General features: G+C 38.2%; 15 protein-coding genes and 1 pseudogene. 2 read left to right on the forward strand and 14 right to left on the reverse strand.

Annotated elements, in window-relative coordinates:
- The 14 genes and pseudogenes from P20652_RS17565 to P20652_RS13610 all read right to left on the reverse strand — a co-directional run.
- Nucleotides 1-944 (reverse strand): annotated as a pseudogene (locus tag P20652_RS17565) (NAD-glutamate dehydrogenase domain-containing protein); the annotation flags it as partial.
- A gap of 208 nt (nt 945-1,152) precedes the next feature.
- Complete coding sequence (locus P20652_RS13665) at nt 1,153-3,474, reverse strand: RND family transporter (protein WP_008166714.1); 2,322 nt, start codon at nt 3,472-3,474, stop codon at nt 1,153-1,155.
- Nucleotides 3,474-4,469 carry a YCF48-related protein gene (locus P20652_RS13660; protein ID WP_008166717.1) on the reverse strand — a complete coding sequence of 332 codons (996 nt, stop codon included), beginning with the start codon at nt 4,467-4,469 and terminating at the stop codon, nt 3,474-3,476. The genes P20652_RS13665 and P20652_RS13660 overlap by 1 nt, the downstream gene beginning before the upstream one ends.
- 129 nt (nt 4,470-4,598) lie before the next feature.
- On the reverse strand, nt 4,599-5,963 hold the full coding sequence (locus tag P20652_RS13655) for a DUF1329 domain-containing protein (protein WP_008166718.1): 1,365 nt from the start codon (nt 5,961-5,963) through the stop codon (nt 4,599-4,601).
- 13 nt (nt 5,964-5,976) lie between these two features.
- Nucleotides 5,977-8,076 (reverse strand): DUF1302 domain-containing protein, encoded by a 2,100-nt coding sequence (locus P20652_RS13650; protein WP_008166720.1) that lies wholly within the window; start codon nt 8,074-8,076, stop codon nt 5,977-5,979.
- A gap of 253 nt (nt 8,077-8,329) precedes the next feature.
- Entirely contained in the window at nt 8,330-8,551 is a 222-nt protein-coding gene (locus P20652_RS17570) for a DUF2835 domain-containing protein (protein WP_033017172.1), read from the reverse strand.
- Nucleotides 8,552-11,146 (reverse strand): aminopeptidase N, encoded by a 2,595-nt coding sequence (gene pepN / locus P20652_RS13645; protein ID WP_008166724.1) that lies wholly within the window; start codon nt 11,144-11,146, stop codon nt 8,552-8,554.
- A 46-nt stretch (nt 11,147-11,192) separates the two neighbouring features.
- On the reverse strand, nt 11,193-12,656 hold the full coding sequence (gene nhaC, locus P20652_RS13640) for a Na+/H+ antiporter NhaC (RefSeq protein WP_008166726.1): 1,464 nt from the start codon (nt 12,654-12,656) through the stop codon (nt 11,193-11,195).
- A gap of 181 nt (nt 12,657-12,837) precedes the next feature.
- A complete protein-coding gene (gene prc / locus P20652_RS13635; protein ID WP_008166728.1) occupies nt 12,838-14,862 on the reverse strand; it encodes a carboxy terminal-processing peptidase in 2,025 nt (674 codons plus the stop codon).
- A gap of 26 nt (nt 14,863-14,888) precedes the next feature.
- Nucleotides 14,889-15,539 carry an RNA chaperone ProQ gene (gene proQ / locus P20652_RS13630; RefSeq protein ID WP_008166730.1) on the reverse strand — a complete coding sequence of 217 codons (651 nt, stop codon included), beginning with the start codon at nt 15,537-15,539 and terminating at the stop codon, nt 14,889-14,891.
- 15 nt (nt 15,540-15,554) lie between these two features.
- Nucleotides 15,555-15,833, reverse strand: a complete 279-nt coding sequence (locus P20652_RS13625; protein ID WP_008166732.1) for a hypothetical protein — start codon at nt 15,831-15,833, stop codon at nt 15,555-15,557.
- Nucleotides 15,833-16,291: a GAF domain-containing protein gene (locus P20652_RS13620; protein WP_008166735.1), complete on the reverse strand. Its 459-nt coding sequence runs from the start codon at nt 16,289-16,291 to the stop codon at nt 15,833-15,835. The genes P20652_RS13625 and P20652_RS13620 overlap by 1 nt, the downstream gene beginning before the upstream one ends.
- A gap of 127 nt (nt 16,292-16,418) precedes the next feature.
- On the reverse strand, nt 16,419-16,799 hold the full coding sequence (locus tag P20652_RS13615; protein WP_007586920.1) for a hypothetical protein: 381 nt from the start codon (nt 16,797-16,799) through the stop codon (nt 16,419-16,421).
- A 287-nt stretch (nt 16,800-17,086) separates the two neighbouring features.
- The gene (locus P20652_RS13610) at nt 17,087-17,872 is read right to left on the reverse strand and encodes a PRC-barrel domain-containing protein (protein ID WP_008166737.1); all 786 of its coding nucleotides are present in this window, start codon (nt 17,870-17,872) and stop codon (nt 17,087-17,089) included.
- A gap of 173 nt (nt 17,873-18,045) precedes the next feature.
- Between P20652_RS13610 and P20652_RS13605 the strand changes: the two genes are divergently transcribed.
- Together P20652_RS13605 and P20652_RS13600 are read left to right on the forward strand one after the other, a co-directional pair.
- Entirely contained in the window at nt 18,046-18,231 is a 186-nt protein-coding gene (locus tag P20652_RS13605) for a hypothetical protein (RefSeq protein ID WP_008166739.1), read from the forward strand.
- Nucleotides 18,232-18,446: 215 nt separating this feature from the next.
- Nucleotides 18,447-19,010: a hypothetical protein gene (locus P20652_RS13600; RefSeq protein WP_008166741.1), complete on the forward strand. Its 564-nt coding sequence runs from the start codon at nt 18,447-18,449 to the stop codon at nt 19,008-19,010.
- Nucleotides 19,011-19,195: the final 185 nt, after the last annotated feature.

Below are 19,195 nucleotides of genomic sequence, written 5' to 3' on the forward strand. Positions count from 1 at the left end.
AAACGTTTAATACCTACGTAATCAATGTAGGCTGGACGGTGAACGCGAGAAACAGAGTTAGTTTTTGTTAAGATCAGTAGGTTGCTGCTACGTGCTTCTTGGCGAGCAACTTCTGGTAATTCTGATAATAATCGTGTGTGTTCTTCAGTTGAGTTTTTCATCAAGCCAAGGCTTGATTCCATTTTACCTTTTAACTGGTAATCACCTTGAATTGGGCTTAACTCATATTCACGGTAACCCATTAGGGTAAAATTATCTTTCGCTAACCAATCTAAAAACTCTGTTGTTTCTGAAACTTCGTCTTTCGTTTTATTATGATGACGCTTAGGTAACTCTTTCGTCACTGCAATCAATTTTTTGCGGATTGGTTGCCAGTCATCAACAGCAACGGATACATCAACAAGCACTGACTCAAGCTCTTTCTTGAAAGACTCAATCACAGAAGAATCTGTTTGACGGTCAATTTCAATAAAAAATACTGTTTTGGTTGATGAAGATTCTTGCTCTGCTTTTAAATTTGATAAACCAGAGATTTTAGCGCTTTTATCTCGCTTAATTTTTAATGGGCAATGGAGTAATAAGTGAGAGGCAATATTTTCGCGAGTCATGGCCATACGAACAGAATCAACTAAAAACGGCATGTCTTTAGCAATAATTTCTACAATTGTATGTGATGACTGCCAGCCATCTTTTGCCACTTCTGGATTGAAAACGCGGATAACAGCGTCATCTGTAGTATTTTTTTCTAGCGAGTTCCAAAGGCTTAATGCTGCGCCATATAGGTCACTATCGTTGCGGTTTGCCAAATCCTCTTTAGACATATTGCTGTACAAGGCTTTGGCGAATTTCTCAACGAGTAACACATTATCAGCGCGAACTTTTTTTTGGATCAGCTTACAGACATTATCTAGGATAACCGAGGCTTGGCCTTCATTTCGTGTCATTGTATGTTCCTTAATCTATTACTGCTAAAAACAGAATATTTGTACAGCGTATTATTAGTGTGGAGTCAGTTAAATTCTAACCCTTTTACAGCTAATAAACAGCCTTTTCGATGAAAACATTTTAAGCATTTCAGCTATTTGGTCATCTATTCACAAATTATAGATATAAATGGCCATTACTGGCCATTTAGGAGCAAAAGTATTCACATTATTTTTTCTGGTCAGTCCAGAGAAGGCTACCAATTGCAGGTAATAACAACACTGCGCCCAACATATTTACTAAAAACATGAAGGTTAACAGTATACCCATATCAACTTGGAATTTAAGATCTGAGAATATCCAAGTGCTCACACCAATAGCTAATGTAATACCGGTAAATAACACCGCACTTCCACGTTCAACAAGCGCATTTCGATAAGCAACACTTAATGGTACGTTTTGCTTAAGCTGCCCCATCATCGACGACAGTATATAAATACCATAATCGACACCGATACCTACACCTAAGGCGATTACAGGTAGTGTAGAAACCGTTAAGCCTATTTCTAATTGCACCATAAGTGCTTGGGCAAGTGTTGATACAATATAAAGAGGCAACACCACAGCTATTGTTGCTTTTACGCTTCTAAAGCTCATTAAGCATAAAATAATAACGGCACCATAAACATAAAGCATCATTGGTATTTGCGCTTCTGAAACTGACTCATTAGTCGCTGCCATTACGCCAACAGGTCCTGAGGCTAATTTAAATGCTAATTTATCAGTGCCTTCTTCTTGGGCAAATTGCTTAACACTCTTAATTACAGTATCGATAGTTTGTGCTTTATGATCATCTAAAAATATAATCACTGGCATAACTGAACAATCACCGTTAAGTAAGCCTGTACTTGTTTCAACTCGAGATGTTGACTGCACTAAGCTTGCTGAATTTCGTGGCAGGCTTTGCCATTTTAAATTGCCCTCGTTGTACCCTGCGTTAACAGATTGCGCTACAGAGCTCAAACTTACAGCAGACTGCACACCAGTCACATTCTCTACTTTATATTGAAAACGGCTTATACGCTCCATTACATCATGCTCAGTACATGCTGCAGGATACGCTTCTACAATGACCTTTAAGATATCAGACGAAATAGTGTATTTGTCTGATATTAAAAACGTGTCTTGGTTATAACGTGCATCTTGATGCAGTGATGGCGCGCCAGCATGCAAATCACCTATACGCATCTTATCTGCTTGCCAGTAGCCTAAAGCAAATAAAACAAGTGTAAAACCAATAATCATTTTTGCTACTTTAGGATCCGTTGCTTTGACAAGTAAGTCGCGGATTTTATCGAGCATGTTTGGTTTTGCTGCATCACCAGATTGAATATGTACACTGTTTTCAAAGTTCATGTACGAAGCCCAAACTGGCAGTAAAATTAAATTAGTAAATATAATTACTGCTACACCTAAACTCGCTGTAATGGCAAGTTCACGGATAATACCAATATCGATGGTAAGTAATGTTAAAAAGCCTACGGTGTCTGAAAGCAGTGCAATACCACCTGGTATTAATAAAGCCCTAAAACTTGACTGACAACAAATACGCGTACTTTTTCCTTCACCTACTTTTTTACCAATCGCATTTATCATCTGCACACCATGGCTTACACCAATAGCAAATACTAAAAACGGTACCAAAATAGACATAGGGTCAAGGCCAAAACCTAAACTTGAAAGCAGGCCTAATTGCCAAATAACAGCAATAATGGAACATGCGATAGGCAAAATAGTCAGCTTTAAACTGCCACAAAATAGCCAAACCATAATAAAGGTAAAAGCGATAGCAATGGCAAAAAATACGACCACCCCTTTTGCGCCTTCAGCTATATCACCGGCCATTTTTGCAAAGCCAATAATATGGATACTTACTTTATCTGTACTTAAAGGATCTCTTAAATCACTTTCTAGCTTTTGTGCAAAAGCTAATGTGTCTAATTTTTGTTGTGTTTGAGGATCAGTTTCTAAAAGTTGAGCCGTTACCATTGCACACGAATAATCGCTGGCAATCATACGCCCGACAACTTTTGCCTTTTCGATGTTTTCTTTTACAACGCCTAAACCACGCGTGTCTGCTTTAAAGTTAGCAGGAATAATTGGGCCTCCCGCAAAGCCATCCTCGACTACCTCAACAAAACGAGCACTAGGTGAAAATATAGAGTTAACTAAAGGACGATTTACGCCAGGAATAAAATAAAGCTGATCGTGAACCGCTTTTAACTGAGTAAAGAACTCTGGATTAAATATATCTCCACTATCATCACACACTGAAATCAAAATACTGTTTGCACCACCAAACTGCTTTTCATGCTTGGTATACACTTTCATATAATCGTGGTTTAACGGGATATTTTTATTAAACGATGCATCTAATTGAATTTGAGTCGCTTTGAATACAAGTAAACAGGTTATAAGTGCAAAACTTATAAGCATAATTAAGCGATGTCTAAAAATCGCCTTTTCAATAAAATCGAGTAGTTTATGCATTAAGGGGTTAACTCCTTCACTTTAATGCCATCTTCTGTAGCCATGATCAGCCTGTTATCTAAAATTACACCATCAAGAATCGCTTTACCGTCAGCAAGCTGCTCATGGGTGAGTAACCCATCTTGAAGATGAAAAATAACGCCACTGTTGGCAAGCATAAGCCATTGTTTGTTATTATAATTAATGATGTTGTTAATCGTCGCTGTTTTAACATTTTCGAAATGCTGCCACTGCTGTTCACCATTTTGCTTTGCAAAAACATTACCTCGAAGCCCTGCCACAATTTCTTGTGTGCTATCTGATGCAACTGCAAAGAATGAACCCGGATAAATTTCTTCAATCCTTTGCCAAGATTGACCATCATCAATGCTTCTGGCCATTAAACCCATTTCACCAACTAGCATTAAGCCATTGTCTGTTTTTTCTATTCGATTAAAATGCGGTAAAATAGAAGCAGTTTCCGCTTCGTACCCTTGTGGGTCATTTTCTTTTAAATCATTTAAGTAATCACGATCATCACTAAAAAGTAGCGAATCTAAAAAGCGTTTTTGCCAATGTTGACCACCGTCTGTGGTTTTATAAAACATGCCATACGCGCCAACTGCAAAGCCTTTCAAATTATCCTCAAAAAGAATATCTAAACAGGGTTTGTCTAATTCTGGTTTTGTTTGTTGTAGTTGCCAATTAACACCACCGTCAGTAGTGTTTATAATTGTTGCATCGTGCCCACACGCCCACCCATTATTTTCATTGCTGAAATCAACAGCAGTTAATAGCACTTGAGTTGGCACTAGCTCAGCTTGTTGCCATTTTTCACCCGATGTACTTTTAATAATGGTACCGTGCTTACCTACTGCAATTAACCCATTACCCGTGTTGGTTATGTCGGTAAGTAGAGTTTTAGCTGAATTTGTTGCACTTATTGCATTCCTAGGGGCTTCTTGTGCAACACTCGCACAGCTTATTATCAGGCTGGCATATACCAAATACTTCATAAATTTTAATCGCCTTGTACGAGAGAGTTGTTTGTCTTTTTACTAGGGAGTGCGTTGCGCGCTGTAAGACAAACGCGATGAGAGAAGGAAAAAGGCATCTAACTTATTGGTTAGATGCCTACTTTATAACTATCTACCATCGCGGCGTAGAGCGCTTGATGTAAATTCGTTATCGTTAAATGACTTTGAAAAATCGTACATTTTTTCTTGGTTATCTAAACCAATTGCTAAATAACGACGAGAATTCAAATCATGATAAACCTCAAGCGTACTCCACTGTGTAGGTACTTCATAGTAGTTAAGGCCATAAGCCATGGCTACACGGTAAAGTTGGTCGCGGTTATCATAAATATCAGTAACCTGTACTTGCCAGCTATCTTCGTCGATATAAAACACACGTTTTTTATAAATATGACGTGTATCATCTTTTAAGTTAGCTTCAACAACCCAAACACGGTGTTTTTCGTAACGTGTATGTTCTGGATTAACATGGCCAGGCATTAAAATATCATCGTACTCTAACTTATCACTATGAAGTTTATAGCTGTTGTAAGGTATATATAATTCTTGCTTACCTTTTAGCGTCCAGTTGTAGCGATTTGGCGATCCGTTAAACATATCAAAATCATCGGTAGTGCGCAGGCTATCCGCTGCTGTACCTGGTGCATCATATGCAACATTAGGTGCACGACGAACGCGACGTTGTCCCGAGTTATAAGTCCATGCTTGGCGTGGCGTTAATATTTGGTCCATTGTTTCATGAACTAATAATGCAGTACCCGCTAAACGAGCAGGCTCAGTAACGCTTTGTTTAAATTTAAACAAAATGTTTGAGTCTTGTAGCTCTGCAGGTGTTGCACTCGGGTCTGAGTATTTAACTAATAATTGCTCATCAAAACCAACATAGTTATAAGAACCTGATGCAGTTGGAGCAGCTTGACCACCAAAACGCTCAATAGACTGACCACGGTAACGTAATAAGTGATTCCAAATCGCCTCTAAACCTGTTTTAGGAATAGGGAAAGGAATACCAATCGCCGTATTTTTAATACCGTTACCACCTTCAATTAATTCAGCCGTCGGGGCAAATTTTTTCGTTGCATCATAAACAAACTGTGGGTAAGACGCAGAACGGCGTGTTTCATACACTGGCATTTTAAATGTATCTGGGTATGCTTCAAATAAAGCAATTTGACCCGGACTTAGGTTGGCTTTGTACTTTTCAATATTAGTTTTATCTATAGTGAAAAGCACTTTATCAGCTGTAAATGGGTCAAGGTGATGCATACCCGCTTCATAACCAGCTGGTACTGAGGTAATGCCATTATTCCATGCTGGAATAGAGCCATCAGCATTAGCTGCTTTTTCTGCACCCATTGGCGTTAAGTTTTGACCTAATTGAGCAACTTCATCAGCGCTTAATTTAGCTAAAGCTGCACTGCTTGCAAACAAGCTACAAAAAGCTGTAGCGATGAGGGTAGGTTTTTTAATCATACTAATGTTACCCCTAAATAGAATATTTTAAGTTAAAAGAAACGTAATCGCGATCTGAGAAAGTATTTATATCGCCGCCGCCCCAAAACGAGTTATAGCTCACATCAAGTGACCACGCATTTTGGTAGTTAAAGTTCATGGTCGCACCCAAGGATTTACGATCTTCAATAAACAAGAACATAGGATCAGGTGTATTACCATTTACGTCATGAGAAAATACAAAACGTGGAGAGAAGTTAATACCTTTGTAAAAGTTGAAGTAATCGCCTTTAGCAATTAAGCGGTAACCCCAAGAAGACGCTGTAGCAAATGACTTTTCCTCAGCGCCATTTGATAAACCGAGCTGTAATGTTGAATAGTCGGTAGTACCAGGGCCTGTAATTGTGCCACTACGGCCAGTACCCGATACATTTAAACGCATCTCATCGTATTCTGGCATATTATGAATTTTTACAGCACCTACTTCACCTACAACAGCCCAGCTATCAGCACCTAAAGATGGACCAAACAAATGAGTAGCGGTAAATTGGATTTGTGATGTATCGCGTTCAATATAACCCTGAGCAAGTTCACCTGGACCCACTGAACTAATGTCATCGCCAAAACTCATTTGCGAAATACCCGCAAAATCAGGACGAATACCAGCAACAGCTAATTGTTCTGGCATAGCTGTGTAAAGTAATTCAACATCATCAATTTGTAGAGGCTCATCTTGACGAAAGGCGAATTCACCTGCAAAGGCTGTTTCACCAATCGTTGTGTTAAAGCTCAAGCCATATAGTTTAATATCTTCAGGGTAATCATTTTCAGCTTTTGAGAAGGCAGCTAAATCAGCAACATTGTCAGACGTAATTTCTGTTGTCATGATCATTGCTAGATCTTGAGCAATAGCAGCTTGTGAAAAGTTTGATACACGACCTGATATAAGTGGACGACGACTGTGGTAGTTCACGTGGTATAACGCAATCTCAGTATCATTAAACTCAGGTAAAAATACACCTAAACGTAAACCATACTGACCGCCATCTTCAGGCTCTGTTTTACCATTATCCCCTTTACCTTTTAGTGCAACCTTAGTTGGGTAAGCCAGATACATTTGAGCTAATAAAGCACTCCCTTCAGCACTAGAAGGATCAATACCTTGCGCAGCGGCTGCTAATGCAAAATCAGATGTTAGATTATTTAAACTATCCGTTAAAAAAGCAACATCAATATCAGGATTAGACGTAAAGCCTAATTGAACATTCTGCTGGTAACCATTTTCTGCTGCAAAGTCATTAGTAGAAAAGTATGTACCGGCTGCTGGTAAACGCGTTTCTTGCCACTGGTACTGGTAAAAACCTTCAAGTGTAATGTTTTCGGTAATACCAAGTGAAGCCCAAAGCATGCCCACAGGTATGAATGCTTCTTTTAGCTCAGCGCCAGGTGCTTTTAATCGGTCAATATCAACAGGGTTTACGTTAATACCATGAGATATAAGCGTACTTTCACCCCAGTTAACTACTTGCTGGCCCAAACGAACTGATAAAGGGTTGTTACCATCGTTTAGATCAAAATCGGCCCATACAAACGCATCTAATAAACGAATGTCAGCACAACTTTGTGCCTTTGTGTCTTTATCGTCACATGGGTCAACACCCTGGCCTGATGTAGGATTTGAATATGCATGATTGCCATCCATCAACGCAAAGTCATAAAAATACATGAAGCGAGTGAACAAACCGTAGTTATCTTTATTTATTGAAAGGTCGTGTGTGCCCTTCAATAGTTTTGAGAATGAGTCACCACTATCAAAATTTAAATTACCCGCGTCACCGTTATTTGAATAAGAGCCCGGTTGTGCCCATACATCTTGAGATGAGTAAATAGTGTTGTTTAACGCTGGGTTGTAGCCAGTCCAATCAAACGCTGGATTATTACTTTTACCTATTATGTCAAAGTCTCTGTCTTCTACGCGAACACTTTGACCATATGAAAAGGTTGAATCGAAGGTGATATCAAAACCTCCAGCTTCAAATGTTACAGCTTGAGTACTCGCTGTAGATAAACCTAAGCTAGCAACTGCTAGACCTATAGCGATTTTATTTTTAACAAAAAGCGATCTTCTTATCATTTTGGTTTCCCCCTGTCGCGGGTCATTTTGTGTGATCAAGTTATTGTTTTTAGTGTAATCGTAACGATAGAAGCGAATCAGTGAAATTACAAACACTCGCATTCAATCAGTGATACGTTCTTTTATATGGTTGACGCTTACGTATTGGTAAGACGTCCTACCAGATAATTTATACACGTAATTTAACAATAGAACAAATTGAAATTAACAAAAAGACAATATTTTTATGATTTTATAACATAAAAACAGCACGCTAAGCCACTCGTTCAATACGAATAAATTTATTTTCGAGGGTTAATAACATTCTAAAACGCCCTCTTATACCCAAACTAGTAATAAAGGGCCTTAAGTGATTAGCAGAAAAACGTACTGTTTTCCCGCCATCTTCCACTACTTGCACTGAGCTGAAACGACCATGATAATAATCCATGCACTCGTTATAACTCAGTCTTAAACTAAAATAATACTCAATCATTTACTTAAGAGCTTTTTCAACTTTTTCAAATAAATCGTCGCTCAAACCATTCAAATTAGCTAAGCGTTCTAACTGCAATTTCATTGCTGCTGAACGCTTATTGTCGTATCGCTTCCACGACATAAACGGAGTAAGCATACGCGATGCGTTTTGCGGATTTATAGCATTTAATTTAATAAGTAAATCGCCTAATAACGCATAACCTTGGCCATCAATACGATGAAACTGCAATGTATTAAAGTGACTAAAACTTCCTATAAGTGAACGAACGCGATTTGGGTTAGAAAAGTCAAAGCATGGATGTTCATAAAGCCCTTTGATATTAGAAATTGCATCTTCACCCGTTTGCATCGCTTGCAGAGCAAACCACTTATCCATCACTAAAACATCATGGCGCCATTGGCTATCAAAATAACTCAAAAGCTCCTCTTGAATAGGGTGTGAAGCTTTTACTACTGCGCTTAATGCACCAAGTACATTGGTCATATTAGTCGAGCTTGCGGCTTCTTTAATAAAGCTTACCGCCTCTGGCTTTTGTGTTTTAGCAAGGTAGTGCAGACAGATTTGTTTTAAAGCACGATTCGCAACGGAGCTAGCACTTATACTGCCATCATCTTCAAGAGATTCGTAACAACTAAGTAATTCATCAGTAAGTTCATCTGCAATTTGTTGCTCAAATTTTTCTGTTATTTCAATAATCTCATCAACAGGTATTACATCAAATTCAGCGGCTAACGTGTCAAAACTTGGCAATTTAAACAGCTCTGCAATTAAAGCTAAATCGCCCTCTTTAGTGTTTATAAGTACACGTAGCGCATTTATAATTTCTCGGCTTAATACGCTATTCGTTGCATCGGTGATTTGAGATTTAATCGCCTTAATGAATAGCTGCTGTTGTGCATCCCAACGTGAAAAATCACTGCGCGCAAAACGCATAATATGCAATAGTTCTGGCTCTGTTGTTTGCTGATTTAAAATACAAGGTGCAGAAAAGTCTTCGAGTAAAACCGCAACGGGCTTTTCTAATATATTGTCAAAGCTAAATGTTTGAGTCGTATTTGTTACGTCAAGTACATGATCTAGCTTTTTATCTTTATATTGCAGAGCAATACTTTGCCCATTGGCATCAAGTAGTTCAATAGCAAAAGGTATATGAAGCGGTTTATTCTCTGGCTGATTAGCCGGCGCTGCTTGCTCGATTGTCAAAGTGTATGTATTTGAGCTGCTATCAAATTCTTGAATTGTATTTAAACGCGGTGTACCTGATTGGCTGTACCATTGTTTAAATTGTGTCAAATTAACCCCTGATGCGTCACTCATTGCACTAACAAAGTCATCACAGGTAACTGCTTGGCCGTCATGGCGTTCAAAGTAAAGTGTCATGCCTTTTTGAAAGTTATTTTCGCCCAGTAATGTGTGCATCATACGAATAACTTCAGCACCTTTATCATATACAGTTACAGTATAAAAGTTATTCATTTCAATAACTTTCTCAGGGCGAATTGGGTGCGCCATAGGGCCTGCATCTTCGCTAAACTGATGTGTACGCATAACTTTAACCGCATCAATTCGGTTAAGTGCACGAGAGCCTAAATCACTACTGAACTCTTGGTCTCTAAATACAGTTAACCCTTCTTTTAGCGATAACTGAAACCAATCTCTACAAGTAACTCGGTTACCTGTCCAGTTATGAAAGTACTCATGCCCTACAATGGATTCAATAGTATGGTAGTCTTTATCTGTCGCTGTTTCTTGATTGGCTAATACGCATTTACTATTAAAAACGTTTAGCCCTTTATTTTCCATCGCGCCCATGTTGAAAAAGTCGACGGCTACAATCATATAAATATCAAGGTCATACTCTAAATTAAAGCGTTCTTCATCCCACTGCATTGCCTTTTTGAGTGAGGCAATAGCATGGGGCGTTTTAGATAAATTACCTTTATCAACAAACAATGCTAATTCTACATCTCTGCCGCTTTTAGTCGTGTACGTATCTTTTAAAACATCAAAATCGCCCGCTACAAGTGCAAATAAATAGCTCGGCTTTTTAAATGGGTCTTGCCATTTCACAAAATGACGACCATCTTGTGTTTCACCACTGTCTACTTGATTACCATTAGAAAGAAGTTGTAGATACTTTTTATCGGCAATAATAGTTACATCAAACGTGGTAAGTACATCAGGGCGATCCATGTAATAAGTGATCTTTCTAAAACCCTGCGCTTCACACTGTGTACAATACGCACCGCCAGATAAATACAAACCCTCTAGAGAAGTATTCGTCTCAGGCGATATCTCGGTCACAATACTTAATTGGCAACTATCCGGTAGGTTATTAATTATTAGCTGCTCGCCAATAATTTCATAATCAGTTATATCAACCGTATCAATAGATAAAGACAGTAAGCGTAAATCAATACCATCAAGGACTAAAGGTGTGTTTTTATCACCAACACGTGTAAGCGTTAATAAAGAGCTTACTTTGGTTGATAATGGCTGTAAGTCAAAGGTTAGCTCTGTGTGGTCAATTAAAAAATCAGGAGCTTTATAGTCTTTGAGATATTGTGCTTGAGGTTTACTTGATTCAGTCATAGATACTCCAAAACAGCTCCTTTTACGTAAAAGGAGCTGTTTAAAATTAGGCGGATTGTTTTGGCTTTATACGTAAAATCTTAATGCCTAAGTAGGCATATATAACCGCTAAAACAGGGTTGATTAAGTTAAAGAAAGCATAAAGTGCATAGTCAAAAGGGTTTATTAGTAAAACGCTTTGCATATAAGCTCCACATGTGTTCCATGGAATTAGTGGGCTAGTAATTGTACCGCCATCTTCCAATGTACGAGATAAGTTAACAGGCTTTAAACCACGTTTTTCGTATTCATCTTTAAACATACGCCCAGGTACTACAATTGCAATGTACTGATCTGCGGCTATAACATTAGTACCAATACATGTTGCTATTGTTGCTGCAATTAATGACCCCGTACTTTTAGCTATTTTAAGAATACTTTTAACAAAAATATCTAATAAACCTGTTTTTTCCATAATGGCACCAAACATAAGCGCAGTCATTATCAACCATGTTGTTGTTAACATGCCTGACATACCACCGCCACTAAGTAACGAGTCCATTTTATCATCGCCTGTATTTATGCTAAAACCATCAAAGAACGTAGTCCAAACAAGCTTAAAATAACCAACTAGCTGTCCTTGAGAAACATCAATTTGGCTGGCAATTAAATCTGATTGAAACAACATGGCCCAAACAGCGCCAACTACCGCACCTATAGAAATAGCTGGAAAAGCAGGCATTTTTCTAATAGCTAACACTAATAGCACAATTAGCGGGATTAACATTTCAAAACCAATATTAAAGTTTTGTTGTAAAATAGCAGTGATCTCGTCAATACGCCCTGCCTCACTAGATGCTGTAGCATTAAAGCCCATGAATATAAATATAATAAGCGCAATTACAAAGCTAGGGACTGTCGTCCACAGCATATGTTGAATGTGTTCAAATAAATCAGCGCCAACAACAGCAGGTGCTAAATTTGTAGTTTCAGATAGCGGGCTTAATTTATCACCAAAGTACGCACCAGATATAACCGCGCCTGCAGTCACTGTTTGTTCAAGTCCCAGACCCGTTGCAACACCCAGTAAAGCAACACCGATCGTTGCTGCTGTCGTCCAAGAGCTACCAATGCTCATAGCTACAATGCCACAAATTAAACAACTCGCTGCATAAAACCAACTTGGGTTTATTACTTGCAAGCCATAATAAATTAAAGTCGGTACTGTCCCTGAAAGTAACCAAGTGCCTATTAAAGCACCCACCATGAGTAAAATTAAGATAGCCCCAAGTGAAAGCGTTATACCTTCAATCATTGCTTGTTCTAACTTTTTCCATGTATAGCCATTTTTAAGACCAATTAAAGCTGCAGCAAACGTAGCAAACAACAGCGCTATTTGGTTTGGACCTGATGAAGAACTGTCACCAAATAAATAGACAGCTGCACCCAATAAACATATTAAAACTGATATGGGAATAAGTGCATCAAAAAACGAGGCGGGTTTAATTGGTTTATCTTCCAATGTCTTCAAAGTAGAGACTCCTACACACATTTAATGTGTATTTAATTATTATTTTTAGCACATTTAGCGCATGAATTGGGGAGCATGATATCAGCCCAACTTTTTGTAGTCGGTAATTATAACAATTTAGTAATTTATAGGTAGTAAAAAAGGCGCAAAAGCGCCTTTTTTATAGAGATAAAACCGGGTATTACTTCTTAGCTATACGACCATAATTAATATAATCTTGAGTTATTAGAGCAGCTTCTTCTAGAAATGGATCAAGCTCTTCAATTACTTCAGGTAAATCGTCTAAGTTTTCTACCGGATCTTTACCTAAGCGCTTTAGACGTTCGTTAGTACGTACAAGTGCACGTGCTTCACCTTCATCTTTTTCTTTAATACGCGTAGCTTCAACTAAAGAAATTGTTTTACGGTCTTTCTCTTCGTTGTATAAGGTAATGTCATTAAATACATAACCAAACTCTGGCTCTGATTTAACTCGTAATTCGTGTTGTTTCTCAAGGTACGTAATAACAGGTGTTAAATTACCTATTTTTTTGTATTTCGCTTTAACAATGCTATCCCATGGTAACGCATTATCTTGTTTACTTTCGCCCCACTGTGCAGGATCAATTGCTGATGGAAACGATATATCTGGGATCACACCTTTATGCTGTGTACTACCACCATTTATACGGTAAAACTTCGCAATAGTATATTGAACACTACCAATCTCGTTATCGTATAAATCGTACGGACGACCCAACCCTTTGTGTTGCTGTACTGTACCTTTACCAAAGGTTTGCTCGCCAATAATAACCGCGCGACCATAGTCTTGCATTGCAGCTGCAAATATTTCAGATGCAGATGCACTGTATCTATCTACAAGTACCGTAAGCGGACCATCGTAATAAGTTATGCCATCACGGTCTCTTTGCTCTTCTATACGGTTATTTAAGGTATGAATTTGAACCACTGGACCTTGATCAAAAAACAAACCAGACAGTTGTGTTGCTTCATATAAAGAACCACCACCATTTTGACGTAAGTCGATAATAATACCATCAACTTTTTCTTCTTTAAGCTTAGCCAGTTCAACTTTTACATCTTTCGAAAGATTGTTGTAAAAGCCTGGAATTTCAATCACGCCAACTTTACTTGTTAAATCAGAGTATTTGGCCTCAAATACTTCTGATTTAGCCGCTCTATCTTCAAGTCGAATTTTATCACGAGTGATTTCAACAACTTTAGGTGCGCCGTGAGCGTCAACACCTTTTAAATACTGCAAACGTACCCTAGTCCCTTTAGGACCTTTAATTAAATCAACTACGTCATCTAAACGCCAGCCAATTACGTCTACAAATTCTTCGCCATCTTGGGCAACACCAATGATGCGATCATCAGCTTTAATTTGATCTGTTTTATCTGCAGGGCCTCCCGGCACTAAGCTGCGAATAACAGTGTAATCTTCATCAGGACTTAATACAGCACCAATGCCCTCAAGCTCTAAGTCCATATCCATTTTGAATTGCTCTGCTCGACGTGGCGATAAATAAGACGTATGCGCTTCAATACTGCGTGCTAGCGAATTCATAACAATTTGAAAAGCATCTTCTGAATTAGATTGTACTAAACGTTTTTCTGCATTTTTATAGCGTTTGGTCAGCACTTCTTTAATGCCTTCCCAATCTTTACCCGTCATTTTTAAACGCAGAGCGTCGTATTTAACCCGTTCACGCCAAATTTCATCTAGTTCAGTTTGTGATGAAGGCCATGCTGCATCTTCGCGGTCAAAAAAATATTCATCTTCTTTATCAAACGTCATTTCTTTTTCAAGAAGAGTAAGTGAATACTCGTAACGTTCAAAACGGCGTTTAAGGCTCAGGTTAAAAATATCAAACGTAAACTCTAATTTACCGGTAGTAATAGCGTTATCAAAGTCGTCACGGTATTGCTCGAAAGAAGCAATATCACTTGCTAAAAAAACGCTCTTATTAAAATCAAGGGATTCGATATAACGATCGTAAACTTTACTAGAAAGCTCATCGTTAAATCGAACTGGTATATAGTGTGAACGAGCAAATAAGCTAGCTACTCGCTTGCTGGCAGTACCATGTTGGCTTTCTTGCTTAAGTAGTGACAATTCATTGATAGTAACGGCTTCTACAGCAGCAAATAATGAACCTGAAAACAGGGCAGCAACTAACGGAATGAGCTTGAACTTCTTACTCATACACAACTCCTTAATTTATTTACAACTTAAATGATGTATAAGCTGTCAGCTTTGGTTTTAACTTGCATACCTGTCACTAATTCAACATGAACATCGTCTTTGTTTACTTCAGTGATTACTGCATTTACAAGTGCTTGGCCAAGTTTAACCTTAACCTTATTATTAACCTTGACCTCACTTGCTGGTAAAGGTTCAATTTTTCCTGAACGCTTAACCGGTGCGGCTTTAGCAGATTTATTAGCTGCAGGTGCGTTTTTATCACCTGTTTTGCTAGCATGTGCTGGTTTTTTCTTAAATGATTTAGAATCTGCATCTTGACGAGGACGCTGTTGTTTTTTTCGTTTTGCCATTTTAGCGCGGCTTTCTTCCAATGCTTTTTGTGCATGGTCGATATGCTCTTGCTCTACTTTTTCAGCTTGATTACCATCAAGGTCAACACGAAACTCTGATTTAGTAACAGCCTCTAAATAACGCCAGTTAGACGTGTATTTTCTTAGCGCTTGACGTACTTGAGTCTTACTTACTTTTTCAGACCCTTCAATACGCTCAGCGATATCTTTAAAAATACCGACTTTAAGCGGTTTGATACCGTCTTTTTGTTTAAAACATTGCGGGAATTCTTCATATAAAAATTCCAACACTTCATTAATATCTTTTAGCTTGTTTGTGGTTTCCATTTTAGAACCTATTTTTCACATCTTTTCATCAAGGGACGAATCGACGTAGTGTATTACCCAGTCGACCAGCTCTTCAAAGTCAGCTTCAATTACAGCCATATCACCTCGAAGGTGTTCCCAAATACCATTAATTGTTTCATCAATAAATTCACATTCTGCTTCGTCTGGAAGACGATCCCAAGCAATATGAATCAAATCATTGAGCGTTTCCGCTACATGTTCTTCTTCGCCTTCCCAATCGCCAACATCTTGTACGGCAAACAGGTAGTCTTGAACATTTAGCAAATCTTTCATTACAAGCTCGCCTCTAAGCATTTTACTAATGCTTCTAGACCAGCTTTATCATCAGCATCAAATCGGCCAATACTTGGACTATCTATATCTAGTACTGCGAATACTTTACCATGTTTCATGATAGGTACAACTACTTCAGAGTTAGACGCTGCATCACAGGCTATATGCCCGTCAAAAGCGTGAACATCTTCAATTAATTGTGTTTGTGCCGTTGCCGCAGCGGTCCCACATACCCCTTTCCCAACTGGAATACGGATGCATGCAGGATTACCTTGAAACGGACCAAGTACTAATTCAGTAGGAGAATCCATGAAGTAAAAACCCGCCCAATTTACATCTTCTAAAGAGGTAAATAATAACGCGCTTATATTTGCCAAATTGGCAATTACATTAGATTCACCAGCTATCAGCGATTCAGTTTGCTTAACTAATGACTGGTAAAAATCGTGCTTTTGCATACCAAACTACTTCTTATTAAACATACAGTAGCTAAAGGTACTCTTTGTCATGAAAAATTGGAACCTTTTGGAGGTAAAAAAAGTAAATCGCACCGTTTATCAGCGTGCTTGGTCAATAATGCTGCGATTATTTTTTTACTGATTTACGAAGACCAAATAAAAACAGCCCCGCAGCGAATGCTGACATTACACTATTGATTAAAAATATCTCGCCAGTTGAGGCACTTAATAAGTAACTAAATATAGCGCCACCTAACAAACCAAGCGTCAATACACCTGAATAGTTAACTTTAGAATACTTAAACATCAGTAAATATCCTGGCACAACAAAGGCCGCCATTGTTAAGCCTACAATATGTGCATTTGAGATAGCAGTCATCAACAGTTGAAAAAATACGGATAAGAAATCACCCTGTAGCGTTAGTGCATAATACAATCCTAACAAGCTGCCAATAATTACCGGGGACAATAATGAAAGCGCGACGCTTTTTGCGAGTTGATGTTTCATCTAATAATCCTTAATACAGAGTATAAATTTTAATGTATTAAGCATGCACCAAGATCTAAAGCTTAGAAATAGAGACTATGGTCGTAACTTATGATGATAAAACATACAATATATAAGCTAGGTAATTTAATAAAAACAAGCACTAGACTTTTTTGTTAATGGATAGAGAGGTCGGGATTTGAACCCACACTCTCAAATTAAGTATTTGAATTAAAAGACTTACTACAAGAATACTTATTAAATAACGTAAACAAACCAATCAAAGACCTCGTTTAAAGGTAATATTGTTATTCAACATTACAACCATAATGAGTTTGCAAATTTTGTTCATGTTCTAGATTAAAAGGCACTGAGGGGTCAAAAGTGGGGGCATCTTTCACTTGCTTTTGCGTCATATCAACATAAATTTTAGAAGTAGGCCAACTCACCTCTTTAATCCATTTGGGAGCAATCAAAACCAGATGACCCAACCACCAATTACTGGTGTTAATAATCAAATAACGAATTTCCCAGGTGTCGGTATCTATCAACATACCTTGTAAGTGACCTAGTTCACCGTCTATGACATCAAGTTTATAACCCGTTACTGCATTACTACTGCGTAGATGATGATCATTATCTTGAGATAATGCAGCATCAACATCTGCGAAATTATCTGGTGCATCTAAGTTATCAGGCTTTGGTGCGACACTATAATTACCAGGTGACATCATATTAGGGCCGGGATCACCTCCCAAAATATCAGTGTTATCCCAATAATGTGAGTAACCATAATATCGCATGTATTCTAGCTCATACTGCCTAGAAACTGGCTTTTCGCTATCCATATCAGGGCAATTTTTAACTTGTTTTCTTGAAATTGTAACAGTGAGCGTCTGTGGTTTCTGATTCAACTTTTTAATTGATATAGGTGAAAGTAATATTTTTTTGCTCAATATCCAAGTGCCAGTTTCAACCACCAAATATCTTATCACCCAGTGTTTATCATCAAAATAAAAATCTTTGGTAAGCCCAATATCTCCATCCGATGCATCAATGGCTAAATTTTTTAAATCATTCAGAGTATGTAACATGACGTATTTGCTCCAAGTTAAAGATGGCAAACAATAAATCATTGTTTTGTTAATAGAGTTTATATTTAAAAGCTTGCAGCAATATTCTCATTCAATCTGTTCGCTATCGCACCGAAGTAGCATGAATACAAGGCTAATCTAGATTTATCTATACATTTTAAGGTGAATTGAATATGGCTAAAATAGAAAAACTAGAGTTAGCAGCCCATCGCAACGATATTATTGAAGACGTCAGTAATTTGATTGAGAAATATCGCACTATTTTTGGCTGGGATGTGCCCGATATCGATGAAAAATTGGCAAAAAATTTAATTGTGGATGAAGTTCGCCAAGCACTTGATAATATAAACAATGAATAAATTACAACGACCTACCAAGCTAGCTAAAAGTTCGAATGCAAACAGATGAAATCTCTGCAATCGCTTATTGTATATTTGCTGTTTGCTGTTTGCTTATCAGATGTGAGAGCTAAGATAATTTGAAAAAGAGTCTGCTCTGAATACTACTGCTTATGTGTTTGAATTTTGCTTGCTCTGATATTTTGCGCCCCACCACTGACCTGAGGAATACTATAATGCCCAGACCAATAAAGCCCAAAACACTTTACCACTCAACATTTAAACTTATTTTTAAGCTCCCCCTTATTGCGATACTAACACTATGCGGGCCGTCCGCTTTTGCAGGCGATGGACCATGGCCGTCGTTTACAGCGACAACACTCAATGGCGAAAAAGTAGACAGTAACAAACTGATAGGTCAACCAACACTGCTCATACTTACGCCGTCTCGTAATGCCGCAAAATCCACTCGGGAGTGGGTTAACACATTACGTTCAAAAATCGATCATGATAAATATCGGATTCGGGACGTCCTAGCTGTCAATTTACCCTTCTTTATGTCGGAAGAGGATGCGATTGGCCGGGCAAAAGAAAAAGTACCGAAACGCTACCACGATCAAACTTGGATTCTTAACTCACAGGTCATGGAAGAAGCGTTAGGTGTGCCCTCAGCTAGTGATGAAGCAGTCATTGTTGTTTTGGATAAGAACGGTGATCTGATATCGCAGGTTCATGGTAAAGTCACAATAATCCGGATGAATGACATCACCAATGCCTTGCAGAGCCTCGCAAGTAGTTAACGGTTCCATTTCTGGCAATTAACGTAGCAAATATAATCGACAATCGTTTAGCGCGTGATTTCATTCGTTGAATTGCTTAAATACTTATGCAAATTGGTATAACATTTCAATTAAACGATATGTTCTCTTTTGAGTTTTAGAATGAATCTCAAGCATGAGCAAGTGCAATACTTTTTTTTGAACAC

Origin of the sequence: Pseudoalteromonas sp. BSi20652, assembly GCF_000239855.1 — a bacterium.
Lineage (GTDB): Bacteria > Pseudomonadota > Gammaproteobacteria > Enterobacterales > Alteromonadaceae > Pseudoalteromonas.